The following is a 13,953-nucleotide window of genomic DNA, read 5'->3' on the forward strand; positions in this document are numbered from 1 at the left end:
TCCAAGGCCGGTCCCGACGACTGCCGGGCCGGTCGCGCACGGCCTAGCCGCTCGAACCAACTGACTACGGAATGACTCCCAGCACGACGAACCTCGGAACGCTGCGCGTCGCCGTCGTCTTGTCCCCGAGCTCGCCGGCGAGATTGAGTCCCCAGCACGCCAACGAGCCGTCGGTGGTGATGCCGCAGGTGTGCGCCACTCCGGCGGCGATGGACTTGAATTTCAATCCGCCGACAACCGCCGTCGGATCCGTGCGGCTGACCGTCGTGCTGTCACCGACCTGGCCGAACTGATTGTTGCCCCAGCAGTACGCGGAGCCGTCGCCGGTCAACCCGCAGGCATGGAAACTTCCGACGGTGAGCGAGACGAACACCGGCGCATTGTCATAAGCGTGCGGCGTGACCACGGTGCCGACGCCCTGCACCGCACCCCAGCAGTACGCCTTGCCCGTGGTAGAAAGCCCGCAGGTCCACGGATCGCCGCCGGCGATCGACTGGAACGCGAGGCCGCCCGTGACGAGGGTTGGCGCCACGCGATTCGTGCCGGTGCCGTCGCCGAGTTGACCGAATTGATTCGAGCCCCAGCAGAGCGCGTCGTGCGACAGCGTCAACGCGCAAACGTGGTTCACGCCGGAAGCGATCGTCGAGAACTTGAAGCCACCGTAGACGATCGTCGGTTTGAACATGGACGTCGTGTCGCCACGCGTACCCAGCTGGCCGACCTGATTCGATCCCCAGCAGTAGGCATCCTGGTCGGTCGTCAGACCGCACGTGTGCGCGGCGCCCGTCGCGACTTGAGCCCACGACAAGCTGCTCTGCAACTGAGTCGGTACGCCCGCAAGTCCCGCGTTGTGTCCGGTGGTGTCGACGAGCGCGTTGAACCCCCAGCAGTACACGGTCCCGCCGCTCGCGACGCCGCAGAAATGTGTCGAGCTGCCGACGATGTTCTGGAACGACACGCTGGTCCCAACGGCAGTCGGAACGGACTTGCTGAGCGTGTCACCGCCGCCGATCTGTGGCTCCTGACCCATGCACGTCGCCATGCCGGCGGCGTCGAGGCCGCATGTCGAGAAGCCGCCGACTGCGAGCTTCACGGGCGTGTAGTGAATCGGCGTGCCGGTACCGGTCGCCTGAATGTTGAGCGTTCCGCTTTCGACGCGCGCGACGAGAGTTTGCGTTCCAGGAACATCGCCAAGCGTCCACGTGCCGGGCGATGCGACACCATCGGCGCCGGTCGAAACGATCGGCGCGGCGACGCGGCCACCACCGGTCGGCGAGAAGGTGATCGGCACCCCGAGGCGCGGGTGCCCGAGACTGTCGACGAGCTTCACCGACGGCGCGACGGGCAAGTCGGTCAGGATCTGCGCGGTCTGCTTGTCGCCGGCGACCGCCGACAATGCCGGGTACGACTTCACCGAGAATTCGACCGGGTTCGGGACGACGAACGTGAGTTTCTGATTGGTCGTGTCCACGACGGTCGCCGTGATCGTGTTCACCCCCGGCTGCGGTCCCAGCGTCCAGCGCGTCGCCGCGAGACCATTCGGGCTGGATGTCGCGACGGAAGGCGACACGCTGCCGCCGCCCGCGGTCACCGTGAAGAGCACTCGCGCCCCGCCGACCAGCGCGTTGTTTGGATTCGTGATGAGCACGCGCACGGAATCGGACACGACCGCGTTGGGCGTCGCGGCGTTGGGCTGAGTCCAAGCGAACGTCGCGATCTTGGCGGCGCCGGTCCATACGACTTGGATCGGCAGCTCGCCCGAAGACACCCCGAGGGACGTCGCCGTGACGATCGTCGTTCCCGTATCGACAGCGGTGAACACGCCATTCGCATCGAATACACCGACACCGACCTTGCTGCTTTGCCACACCACGGGAACGTCGATGACCTTGCCGTGGATGTCGTTGACCGTGGCGTTGAACTTCTTCTTGGTTCCGCGCTCGAATTGCGACGGCGGGACGTCGATGAGGATCGAGCCCACTTGTTGCTGTCCACCAACAAGACCGCCGTCGCCGCCGCACGACAGGCAGCTGAGGGCAAAAAGGCCGACGATGACGTGTCGGGGGCTCCACACGATGCGCGAACGTGACCCGACTCCGAGCGTCTTACTCAGCAGCAAGCGTCGTTTTCCAGTTTTCAGGGTAGGTAGGCAACCTGTCCGCGGCCCGGGTTTCTGCCGCAAGGACGACTCCACAGACTCCACAGAGACGATCGACTTGCGCTTTTCGGGACATGGGGGAACGGCCCATGCGAGAACCCTGCCGTTCTGGCCGAACACTATTGTGCGGTCCGATAACCAGCAACTTGCGGTTTCGTTAAGAAGACCACCCAATGGTAGGCCTGTTGCATGCATGCAGCCCGTCGTTGCTGGGTTGCAACAACACCTTTTGCAGGGCATACTAGCGGGCCGCGTTAACCGCGCCGACCCTGGGTCGCGACGAGCATGGTTTTCGCCCATGGGGGCCGAGACTTGGTACAGCGGGCGCCGCTTCCAAGTGGTCTCAAGATGTTGCAATGTCGTATTATCGGGTAACGGATCATCGTCGCCCAACTACTGAGACAAACCCGAGTCCATGACCGGTCACACTGTATCGCTGAGAACCACCGCCGCTTTCGCCATTCTGCTCTCCCTGGGCTTCCCGTGCGGAGCTCAGACCGGGGTGTCGGTTCAGCCGTCTCCTCGCCGTGAGTTCGAGAGCCGGGCCGAGATCGAGGCACAGGCAAAGGCAGCCGAGGGGCAGCACCGACCTAACGAGGCGTGGCTACTGCGCCAACGTCTGGAGAAAGGGGACTTCCAAGACGGAGACCGCATCCTCATCGAGGTGCACGGAAATGCCCTGATGCCGAAGGACTTCATCGGAATCCCTGACACGAACATCGTTCGAGCGGGCCGCCGGTTGGAGTTCCAACGCATGGCTGATCTGTCACTCGATGGCGTCCTGCGCTCGGAACTGAACGACAAGTTGACCGAACACTTTGCCCAGTACATCAAGGAGCCGAGCGTGCGAAGCACGCCCTTGGTGCGGGTCGCGGTGCTTGGCCTGGTCGGAAGGCCTGGGTACGTCTATACCAAGGCGGATGCACCGCTGAGCGACTTGATCATGCAGGCCGGCGGCCCCGGAGGGGATGCGAACATGGCCGGAATCGTGATTCGCCGCGGCGCGGATGTCATCTGGGACGAGCAGGATACCCGCGCCGCCCTGGCCGACGGCATGTCGCTCGACCGTCTCCACCTTCGCGCGGGCGACGAGGTCTTCGTACCGGGGCAGAGCCATTTTTCGTGGCTTACTGCCATCTCCGTGGGTCTTTCCGCAGCGTCTTTGCTTTATACGATCACTCGACTCAGGTAATTGTCTCCGACACGGTCGAACAGCCGTCCCGAACGACCGTCTCACCATACACGCCATGTCAGACGACGCCGCTCCGCTGCAACTCGTTCCTTCTTCGGATTCGACCGCGCTCCAGATGCCGGAGCCGGGGCTGCCGCCGGCAGCGCTTCCGGGCCAGCCGCTCGAGCGCGCCCGTGGCGCAATGCGACGGTACCGCTGGCTGATGGTCGCCGTGATACTGGTGGCGATCGCCGGCGGCGTTGTGGCAACGCGGTTCGTAGAGCCCGTCTACGACGTCACGTCGACCATCTGGGTCCAGGCCGAAACGCCGATGTCGCAACGTGTCGGCGCGTTCAAGGCCGACGAGCTTCTGACGTCGAGCGCGTGGGTGGAGTTGCTGAGGAGCACCCGCGTCGCGGACGCCGTCGTACGCAACCTCAATCTTTACGTCCGCCCTTCGAACTCGGCCGACTCGGTGGCCCTGCGCGGGTTCACCATCGGGGACCGCTTCGCCGCGGGACGCTATGACTTGGCGATCGACCGCGATCGAAAGCGGTGGAGCCTCACGCCGCAAGGTGGAACTGCTGTGGACAGCGGGGCGGCCACCGATTCGATCGGCCGGCGCCTCGGCTTCAAGTGGCTGCTCCCTGCCGAGGTGTTCTCCGGCGCGGGGACCAAGAAGGTCCAGTTCACGGTCTCCACGCCGCGCGAGACGGCGATCAGCTACATCAACCGACTGACCGCGAACCTGCCGCAGGGAAGCAGCTTCCTGTCGATGACGATGCACGACCCGGACCCCCAGGGGACCGCGCGCACGATGAACGCGTGGATGCACGAATACATCAACGTCGCCGCGCAGCTCAAGAAACAGAACGTCGTCGAATACTCGAACATTCTGGCCGGACAGCTGTCGACCGCCGAGCGCAGTCTGCACGACGCGGAGAATCAGCTCGAAACGTTCCGCGTTCAGACGATCACGAAGCCCGGCGAGCCCGGTACGCCGGTCGCTCCCGGAGTTCCGGCGTCGACCGACCCGGCGATCAAGAATTACTTCACGCAAAAGTTCGACTACGAGGACCTCAAGCAGGATCGCGAAGCGCTGGAGAAGATTCTCGCCAACCCATCCGACAGCGTCTCGGTCGAAGCCGCGCTGCTGATTCCGAGCGTCAGCAATAGCCCGAGCGCCAAGGCCCTTCGTGACGCGTTCGAACAGTTGAATACCGCGCGGGCGAAACTCGCGGCGGCGCGGCAGGCCTTCACCGATGAATACGCGACGGTCAAGGATCTTCGCGCGGACATCGATCAGCTTCAGACGCAGACCATTCCGCGGCTCGCCCAGAGTTTGCTGACGCAGCTCAAGGAGCGCGAGCTGCAGTATGCGCAGCGAATCAGCACCGAGTCGGTCGAAATGCAGGCGATTCCCGCGCGGACGATCGAAGAGATGCGCCTGCGGCGGCAGGTCGACGTTCAAGCGCAGATCTACGGCACGATCAAGACGACGTACACACAGGCGCAGCTCTCCGAAGCGAGCACGACACCCGACGTCCGAATCCTCGACACGGCGATCGCCCCACTGTCGCCGTCGAAGAACACGGCACCGAGGCTGATGGCGATGGCGTTGCTCGCAGGCGTCGGCGGCGCGATCGCGTTGGCCCTGTTGCTCGACATGATGGACAAGCGGATTCGCTATCCCGAGCAGGTGACGAACGACCTCGGTCTCAGCATCGCCGCGGCGATTCCGAAGTTCCCGCGTGGCACCGTGAACACGCGCTCGCCGGAGCAGATCGCGCACCTCGTCGAGGCGTTCCGTTCACTTCGAATGCACGTTCGGCATGCGGGAACGACGCCCATCACGGTCGCCATCTCGAGCCCGCAGCCGGGCGACGGGAAATCGTTCGTGTCGGCCAATCTCGCGATGTCCTTCGCCGACGCCGGCTACCGCACGATTCTCGTGGACGGCGACACCCGCCGCGGAATGGCGCACGAGGTGTTCGGACTGAGCATGGAGAACGGTCTGACCGATTATCTTGCGGGCGCGGCAGACGCATCGCAGATCATCCGCCCGACGTCACACGAACGGCTCGCGTTCACGTCGTGCGGCCGGCGGCGGCCGAACGGGCCGGAACTGCTCACGTCGGCGGCACTGCCGAGGCTCGTTGCCGAGCTTCGCAATCGGTACGACGTGGTGCTGTTCGACACGCCGCCGCTGAATGCCGGGATCGATGCATACGCCATTGGCTCGGCCGTCTCGAACATGGTCGTGGTGCTTCGGGCGGGCAGAACGGAGCGGCGTCTGGCCGCAGCCAAGTTGCTGCTGGCCGACCGGCTTCCGATCAACATCATGGGCGCGGTTTTGAACGCGGTGCAGCTGGAAGGGGAATTCCAGTATTACGGGTACGCTTCGGGCTACGACTACAGCGACGACATGAGCGAAAGTGCGTCCGGCTCGAGGGCGTTGCAAAAAACCTGATCAAAGCGGTTTGTTGCGGCAATTCGGGATCTGTGGGACGATCGCAACACGTTCAGCGGTTCCATGCGGCGCGTGTCACAGGGTTGTTTTTGACAAATCGTTTTGAATCAAAGGCTTACGAATATCTGCATCTAAGCCGCGCGCGAGCACGCAGGGTGCATGAGATTCCCCCACGCTGTCGGTCTTGACGTAGGGCCCGAAGCGGTCGGATCATCTTGGTCTCGAGTGGAGGGTCGTTCCCCCCATGCAGGGTTTGCAGGCAAGCTTTTCTCGTCCGTTGCGTGTGCGGTCGGCGGGTGCTGCCGAGGCAAAGCCGGTAAGCCGAGGTAGCGCCGTTCGTCCGGCGCTCTTCGTCGACGCTGAACGCCCGATCACCACGACGGCGTTCGCCGACGTTGGATTCGCGCTTGGTTCTGACAACGAAGTCGCTCCACGTGAGCGCGACGAATCGGTGTCGCGCGCGCTGAACGTCGTCATCGCCGCCGTCGCGCTCGTGGTGCTCGCCCCGCTCATCGCGCTGATCGCGATCGCGATCAGGCTCACCTCGCGCGGACCGGTGCTCTATTCGCAGACTCGCGTGGGTGTCGACCGCCGCTGGCGCTTCGCTCGCAACTGCGACCGGCGCCTCTACGACCATGGCGGCCGTCTGTTCACGATGTACAAGTTCCGCACGATGCAGGTGAACGCAGAGGCCGACGGCCGGGCGGTCTGGGCATCCAAGGCCGATCCGCGCGTCACGCTCTTCGGTCGGTTCCTGCGCGGTACACGGCTCGACGAAGTGCCGCAGCTTTGGAACGTGTTGCGCGGCGACATGAACATCGTGGGACCGCGCCCCGAGAGACCGACGATCGTCGCCGAGCTCCGACGTCACATTCCGGAATATCAGCAACGTCACCGAGTCAAACCGGGAATCACCGGATGGGCGCAGGTCAATCAGTCGTACGACGCGTGCATCGATGACGTGCGCCAAAAGGTCCAGCTCGACCTCGAGTACGTGCGTCGCCAGGGCGTCATGGAGGACCTCCGCATCATGTCGATGACGGTTCCGGTGATCCTGTTCCGCAAGGGCGGCTGGTAAGACACCGGTTCGAAAAGCGAAGGCCGACTCTCATCACGAGTCGGCCTTTTCGTTTGTGGTCGGGATCGGAACAACTAGGACGTGGCTAGTCCGTGCACGAGGGCATCGACCGCAGCCGAGAGACGAGCGTAGATCGCCGCAATCGCGTCCGAGTCGAGCATATAGGGGTCAGGAATCGAAGGGCCCTCAGACGACTCATCCACGCCGCCGAGCAGGATCGTTTTGGCCGCCGCGGTCGAATAGCGGGACACGATCTCCGCCTCGTTGCGATAGTCCATCACGCAGATCAGATCCGCGCGCTGAACCATGGCCGGAGTGATCACGCGCGATCTGTGGGCCTGAAGGGAGATCCCGAGTCGGGCCGCAGCGGCGACTGCGCGAGGATCGGCGACGCGGCCTTCCCGCGTCCACGTTCCGCCGGATTCGACTCCAATCGCGGCGCCCGAGGGCATCCGAGCACGAAATAGCTCGGCGGCGACAGGGCTCCGCATCACGTTTCCGTGGCAAACGAATAGCAGCGAGCGAGGCGAACCGCGGAGCTTCGGGCGATCGGAGCGGAGCCGGAAGGCGCGCGCGAGACGGAGGCGGACGTAGGCCGCAACCGTGTATGAGGGCAAACCCCGACAGTCGCGGGCCGCGTCGACAATGAACGCCGGCAACACGCGCTTGATCCGCGAACTGACGGGTGACGCGGACACCGGGTTCGAAATGGGCGCCTCGGTCATGCGATCGGGGCGACGACGTCGCGACGAGTCGGTTCCCAGATCTTGTCTTCTCGTGCGCGCAACAACCGCGCAGTCGCGTGCACGACGGCGACGTTCGCCGCCACTGCGAATGCCACGATACTTATGGGGCGCGGCATTCGTTTTCCCTCGGGCCAGAGAGCGCCCACGATCGCGACACCGGCAACGGCGAGCGAAAACAGGGCCAGCCACGCCGCCCAGGCGTGGGCCCTCGCGAGTACGACGAGGGCTGCGGCGGCGGGAACGCCCATCAACGGGACGAGCCAGCGACACACCTTGTGGCTCACCAGTTTCCACGCGAACGAGCCATAGCGCATCGGGTCCAACATTTGTCGCGTGCTGTACAGCGTTTCCATTCCCCGCGAAATCGTCCGAACCTTTCGAACGTATTCGCGTCGTAGCGACGCCGTGCGCGGAACGTATGCGAGGGCTTCGTTCACTGAAACTGCCTTGAATCCGTGTCGCTTCGCCGTCAGCGGCGCGCAGAAATCGCGGCTCAGGTCGGAGGCGATTGGAAGGCGGTGGAGCTCGGTTCGAATCGCATAGCAGCAACCAGATGCGCCCACGATGCCGCCGGTGCGTGTCTCCAGATCCCGGAGCCGCATCTCGTAGTCCACGTACCCGGCCTCAACGCTATTGGCCGAGTCGCGGGCCGAGACACTGACGTCGCGCCCAGAGGCGACACCGACCGTCGGGTCCTGCAATCGAGCAACCAGATTGGTGATGACACTGCGGTGTAGCCGGATGGAGGCGTCGGAGTTGACGACGATCTCCCCTCGGATCACACCACAGGCTGCGTTCTCGATCGCGGTCTTTCCGCCGCGGACCGGCATTCGCAGAAGCTCGACTCCGCGATCGGCGTATGACCGCACGATGTCGTCCGTCGCGTCAGTCGAAGCGTCCGAGACGATCAGCAACTGGGATCGCTCACGCGGGTAGTCCTGCTGGAGAAGCGCGTCGATGGCACCGGCGATTTGTCGCTCTTCGTTGTACGCTGGTACGACCACGGTGACCGTCGGCTGGTACGGCGACCCGGCCAGCCCGGCCCCCATGCTCTCGTCCGCGCGACGCAGTCCGGCCCCGATCCACAGGAGAGCCGGGTAGATCGCGTAGCTGTAAGCCAGGAGGCCGACGGGAAGGAGCAGGAAGACGTAGGCGAGCGCGGTCATGGCTCGGCCTCGTTCACACGCTGGCGATTTGGCGCGCTGGCACGTTTCGCGACGGCATTTCTCACCCCAAAAGGACGCCACCCGCTCTCAAAAGTCATACGCTCGCCAACCGGGGTTCCAGGCACGAAAGGTTGCTTGTCTAATCACGCTTCGTCGATAGGTTAACACGTTGTGCGCCAATGGGCTTCGGGTGCCCCGGGGCCGCCGAAACGCCAAAGACGCTGAATGCCAGCCACGCCGCTAAGAAGCCCACGGATCCGCGGAAGCGTTCCGCCCAGTGCAGGCCGGGGTCCGTCCGGTACTGCTCGTGGCGTAGTCCGCCAGACCCAAGCCAAGGCAACCAGCCTCCTTCGAGATCCGTTCCGCATCGGCATCCTCATCCTGCTGGTGGACACCATCAGCAAGACGACGGGTGAGATTCCCGCGGCGCAGTTGATTCGGCCGAGCCTCCTGATTTTTTGCGGATGCGCGTTCTACGCCGTGTTGAACTTCAAAAAATCGGTGAATCTCGAGGTCTTTCATTATCGGGTGCCGCAGCTGATTCTCTTGCAAGCAGCGCTCGCCTGCGGGTCGGCGCTCTTTGGAATCTCGATGGGGCACGCGGCGTACTACATCCTCACGAACTACTGGAAGACGCTCGCCGTCGCGCTGCTCCTCATCGTCAGCCTGCGCAATTTGAGCGACGTCCGCCGCATGATTTGGGCGACGGCGCTTGCCGGCGTCCTCCTCTCGTTCATCTCCGTCTTCATCACGCACCTCTCGAAACAACGCGGCGGCGCGGTCTACGACGCGAACGACGTCAGCACGATCGTCGTCATGACGGTGCCGTTGACGCTGTTCGCGGCGCAGACCACGAAGGGGATCTGGCGGATCTTGTGCATCGCGGGACTCGTCCTGTGCGCAGAGACGATCGTGATCTCGGGCTCGCGCGGCGCATTCTTCGGCATCGTCGCGGTCGGAGCCGCGCTCTTGCTATTCCTGCCCGGCATCTCCCCGGTGAAGCGAGTGATGTACGTCGGCGGGATCGCGGCCACGCTGGCGATCTTCGCGCCTGAAGGCTACTGGGAATCGATGCAGAGCATCGTCACGAATCCGACGGCCGACTACAACTGGGACGCCGGCATGGGCAGGCGACAGATCGCCAAGCGCGGCATCGGCTACATGATGGACCATCCCTTTTTCGGATTGGGAATCGACAATTTCTCGATGCAGGAAGGCATGTATTCCGACTACGCCAAGGAACTCATGTCTCGGAACATCGGCGTGAAGTGGACCGCGCCGCACAATTCGTGGGTGGAGGCTGGCGCGGAGACGGGAATCCCAGGCCTCCTCGTGTGGGTCGCTCTGGTGGTCGGGAGCACCGTGCCGCTGATCAGGTTGCGCCGCAAGATGCCCGCGTCGTGGGCCCGCGACGGAACACCCGATCAACGATTCGTCTACCTGGCGACGCTGTACGTTCCGATCTCGATCCTCGGATTCGTCGTCTGTGCGACCTTCGTCTCGTTTGCGTGGAGCGACCAGTCGTACGTGCTGCCGGCGATCGCGATGGGAATTCAGATGGCCTGCGTCCAGCAGTTCGGCCTCACCGTCGGAACGCCCGCGCGTCGACCAGTCGCACGAGGCAGGCGCGCCACGTTGGGACCCAACGCCGTCTAGCGCTCCGAGTCGGTTCTGGACAATTCAAGCGTGACGCCGGACCCCAACGTCGTCCTGGTGACCGACGGCGAACAGCGCGCGGCTCTAGCCGTCGTTCGTTCGTTGGGCGCGGCCGGGTTTCGCGTCATCGTCGCCGCGCAGCGCAAGACTTCGCTGGCCGGTGCTTCTCGATTCGCCGCCGGGAAAATCCAGGTCCCGTCAGCCCTCGTCGATCCCGCGTCATTCGTAACGGCTATTCGGTCCGCGACGGAGGCCAACAACGTCGGATTGCTGATTCCGATCGCCGACGATTCGTTGCTGCCCATTCTCGAAGCGCGCGAGCAGTTTCGCGGCATCACGATTCCCTTCGCGACGCTCGACCAAATGCGCCGCATCTCCGACAAGGGCGCGCTGTTGCGCATCGCGTCGAAGCTCGGCATTTCGGTCCCGGAACAGCGGGTGGTCGAATCTCGATCGACGGCCCACGACGTCGACATTCCCTCTCTTCGCTTTCCAGTCGTGGTCAAGCCATCGCGCTCAGTCGTGGAGATCGGCGCGAAGCGCGCGAAGGTCGGCGTGTCGCACGCCGCCGACGCCGCCGAGCTCGAAGCGCGGATCGCCTCGTATCCCGATGGGGCCTTTCCGCTTCTCGTCCAGCAACGCGTCGTCGGCCCCGGGATCGGCGTTTTTCTTCTGGTGTGGAACGGAGAGACGGTGGCCGTCTTTGGGCACCGAAGAATCCGCGAGCATCCTCCGTCGGGTGGCGTGAGCGTGTATCGAGAGGCAATTCTTCCCGATCCGGAGCTCGTCGCGAAATCGCGGGCGCTCCTCGATTGTTTCATGTGGCAGGGCGTCGCGATGATCGAGTACAAGGTCGAAGCGTCGACCGGCGATCCCTACCTCATGGAGGTAAACGGACGTTTTTGGGGATCGCTTCAGCTCGCGATCGACGCGGGAGTGGATTTTCCAGCTTTGCTCGCTCGCGTCGCGCGGACCGGAGAAGGCAACGTCGGCGCGGTTCACGCCGGCGCGCTTCGGCCGGGCATTCGTAGCCGCTGGGAATGGGGCGAGGCCAGTCATCTCCTCGCCCGAGTCAGAAAGTCGAGAGAGGAGCTTGCCCTACCGGCGGACGCTCCGTCGCTGCCGAGGACGCTGATCGACATGTTCCGTTGGCGCCGTGGAGATCGGTTGGAAATACTGCGGCTGTCGGACCCGGCGCCTTTCTGGCGCGAAACCGTGGACTGGTTCAAACGACGATGACTCGCCGACGGATGCGCGTCCTGCACATCGTTCAGAACCTCAATTGGGGCGGGATGGAGCGCGTCATCGCCGATCTGGTCACGCGAACCGACGCCGACCGCTTCGAGCTTCACCTGTTGTGCCTCCAGTACCTCGGGCGTTTCGCAGAAGGACTCGACCGGGTAGCACAGCTCCATGTTGCCAAGCCGATGTCGCGGTTCTCGATGTTGAACCCCCGCGGCCTGACCGCGACGATTCGCGAGATCGCTCCCGATCTAGTCCACACGCACAGCGGCATCTGGTACAAGGCCTCGCTCGCGGCCAGACGCGCCGGCGTGGGCGCGCTCGTTCACACGGAACACGGACGCCGGAATCCCGACCTCTGGTCGGATCGTCTGTTCGATGGTGCGGCGGCTCGGCGGACCGACGTGGTCGTCGCCGTTTCACAGCGGCTCGCGGAGGAGCTGCCGCGCGCACTCCGAATTTCGAACGCCAAGATCGCCTGCATACCGAATGGAATCGACACCGAGCAGTTCAAACCGATAGCCGACACCGGCGCTGTCCGCCGGGAGCTCGGTCTCGGCGCCTCGACGCCGATTGTCGGGAGCATCGGACGCCTCGAGCCGATCAAGGCATACGATCAGATGGTGGAGGCGTTCTCGGACTTCGCGCGCCGGCCGACCGGGCGGGATGCCGTGCTCGTTCTGGCGGGCGAAGGAAGCACGCGCGAGGCCATCGCCGGGCAGATTCGACGACTCGAGTTGGAGGGACGCGTTCACCTGCTCGGATGGAGAAGCGACATTCACGATCTTCTATCTTCGTTCTCGCTCTTCTCGATGTCGTCGCGGAGCGAAGGAACGTCCATCAGCTTGCTCGAAGCCATGAGTATGGGCATTCCGCCGATCGTCACAGACGTCGGCGGCAACGCGGGGGTCTTGGGACCGTCGCTGTCGAGCAATCTGGTACCGTTTGGGCAACCGAAGGCGATGGCCGACGCGTGGGAGCGCTTGCTCGCCCAATCGTCGGTGCGCGACGAAAGCGCGCGGCGCGCGCGCTGGCGTGTGGCGACGGCGTTTGGCCTCGACGCCGTCGCGACGGCGTACGAAGATTTGTACGTCCGGCTCGTGGGGCGGAGAGCCGGCAAGACGGACGGAGACGTGTCCCAACTCGCCAGGGCCAGCACATGAAACTGCTCCACGTCGTGGGAGCGCGGCCGAATTTTCCGAAACTCGCGCCCGTTCACCGTGCTGCCGAGGCCGCGGGATTGGAGCAGTGCGTCGTTCACACGGGGCAGCACTACGACGATGCCCTCTCGGGGTCCTTCTTCCGCGACCTGGCGATTCGCCCGCCGGACGTGAACCTGGAAGTGGGCTCGTCGTCGCACGCCGTACAGGTCGCGCGGATCATGGAACGCTTCGAGCCGGTGCTCGAGCGATACGCGCCGGATTGGGTCGTGGTCTACGGCGACGTCAACTCGACGGCGGCGGCGGCGCTGGTCGCGTCGAAGATGAACGTGCGCGTCGCGCACGTGGAGGCGGGACTCCGCAGCTACGACCGACGCATGCCGGAAGAGATCAACCGCATGGTCACCGACCGGCTCGCCGACCTGCTGCTCGTTCCTTCGCGCGATGCCGTCGAGACGCTGCGCGCCGAAGGCGAGCCCGACGAGGAAATCGAGTTCGTCGGCAACGTGATGATCGATTCGCTCTTCTTCGCGCTCGACATGGCGCGCCGCACCGGCTTTCGCGAGTCGATCGGGCTGACACGCGGCTCGGCCTTCGTCGTCACGCTGCACCGGCCGTCCAACGTCGATGATTCCTCGCGCCTCGAGTCGATCGCGGACGCGTTGTCGCAGCTCGCAGAGCAGGCTCCCGTGATATTCGCCGCGCATCCGCGCACGGCGCAGCGGTTGGCCGCCTCGGGGCTGTCGCTCGGGAAGACGCGCGTGCTCGAGCCCCTGCCCTATCCAAAGATGCTCAATCTCGTGGAGGGGGCTCGCGTCGTGATCACCGACTCGGGGGGGCTGCAGGAGGAGACGACGGCGCTTGGCGTTCCGTGCCTGACCGTGCGCGAGAACACCGAGCGCCCGATCACCGTGACCGAGGGAACGAACGCGTTGGTTCCGGACCCGCGCGACCTCTTCGACGCGGCCATGCGCGCGACGGCACCGGTGGCGGAGCGCCGTCCCGAAGGGTGGGATGGGCGGGCGGCGGAACGAATCATCGAAGCGTTTCGCGCGCGCGACGGCTCGGCACGCCGGTCTCTCGACAAAGCCGCGGCGCGTTGACGG

General features: G+C 64.6%; 10 protein-coding genes. 7 read left to right on the top strand and 3 right to left on the bottom strand.

Translation table 11 applies throughout. The features are described from left to right. Positions 1 to 64: 64 nt before the first annotated feature. Entirely contained in the window at positions 65 to 1,981 is a 1,917-nt protein-coding gene (locus VGQ44_18815) for a hypothetical protein (GenBank protein ID HEV8448894.1), read from the bottom strand. 679 nt (positions 1,982 to 2,660) lie between these two features. On the opposite strand from VGQ44_18815, the gene VGQ44_18820 reads away from it, so the two are divergent. From VGQ44_18820 to VGQ44_18830, 3 genes are all read left to right on the top strand, one after another. Next, complete coding sequence (locus tag VGQ44_18820; protein HEV8448895.1) at positions 2,661 to 3,350, top strand: SLBB domain-containing protein; 690 nt, start codon at positions 2,661 to 2,663, stop codon at positions 3,348 to 3,350. A gap of 55 nt (positions 3,351 to 3,405) precedes the next feature. Then, positions 3,406 to 5,799, top strand: a complete 2,394-nt coding sequence (locus VGQ44_18825) for a polysaccharide biosynthesis tyrosine autokinase (protein HEV8448896.1) — start codon at positions 3,406 to 3,408, stop codon at positions 5,797 to 5,799. A gap of 283 nt (positions 5,800 to 6,082) precedes the next feature. After that, complete coding sequence (locus VGQ44_18830) at positions 6,083 to 6,877, top strand: sugar transferase (GenBank protein HEV8448897.1); 795 nt, start codon at positions 6,083 to 6,085, stop codon at positions 6,875 to 6,877. A 74-nt stretch (positions 6,878 to 6,951) separates the two neighbouring features. On the opposite strand, the gene VGQ44_18835 is transcribed toward VGQ44_18830, so the two are convergent. Both VGQ44_18835 and VGQ44_18840 read right to left on the bottom strand, forming a co-directional pair. Continuing rightward, positions 6,952 to 7,602 carry a hypothetical protein gene (locus tag VGQ44_18835; protein ID HEV8448898.1) on the bottom strand — a complete coding sequence of 217 codons (651 nt, stop codon included), beginning with the start codon at positions 7,600 to 7,602 and terminating at the stop codon, positions 6,952 to 6,954. Beyond that, complete coding sequence (locus VGQ44_18840) at positions 7,599 to 8,789, bottom strand: glycosyltransferase (GenBank protein HEV8448899.1); 1,191 nt, start codon at positions 8,787 to 8,789, stop codon at positions 7,599 to 7,601. Before VGQ44_18840 ends, VGQ44_18835 begins: the two co-directional genes overlap by 4 nt. Positions 8,790 to 9,176: 387 nt before the next feature. On the opposite strand from VGQ44_18840, the gene VGQ44_18845 reads away from it, so the two are divergent. The 4 genes from VGQ44_18845 to wecB are packed head-to-tail and all read left to right on the top strand — an operon-like array spanning position 9,177 to position 13,950. Then, positions 9,177 to 10,445: an O-antigen ligase family protein gene (locus VGQ44_18845; protein HEV8448900.1), complete on the top strand. Its 1,269-nt coding sequence runs from the start codon at positions 9,177 to 9,179 to the stop codon at positions 10,443 to 10,445. Between the two features lie 30 nt (positions 10,446 to 10,475). Further along, positions 10,476 to 11,684 carry an ATP-grasp domain-containing protein gene (locus VGQ44_18850; GenBank protein HEV8448901.1) on the top strand — a complete coding sequence of 403 codons (1,209 nt, stop codon included), beginning with the start codon at positions 10,476 to 10,478 and terminating at the stop codon, positions 11,682 to 11,684. Next, positions 11,681 to 12,850 (top strand): glycosyltransferase, encoded by a 1,170-nt coding sequence (locus tag VGQ44_18855; GenBank protein ID HEV8448902.1) that lies wholly within the window; start codon positions 11,681 to 11,683, stop codon positions 12,848 to 12,850. The genes VGQ44_18850 and VGQ44_18855 overlap by 4 nt, the downstream gene beginning before the upstream one ends. Next, a complete protein-coding gene (gene wecB, locus VGQ44_18860) occupies positions 12,847 to 13,950 on the top strand; it encodes a UDP-N-acetylglucosamine 2-epimerase (non-hydrolyzing) (protein ID HEV8448903.1) in 1,104 nt (367 codons plus the stop codon). The genes VGQ44_18855 and wecB overlap by 4 nt, the downstream gene beginning before the upstream one ends. Positions 13,951 to 13,953: the final 3 nt, after the last annotated feature.

The sequence above is a fragment of the Gemmatimonadaceae bacterium genome (genome assembly GCA_036003045.1).
GTDB lineage: Bacteria > Gemmatimonadota > Gemmatimonadetes > Gemmatimonadales > Gemmatimonadaceae > JAQBQB01.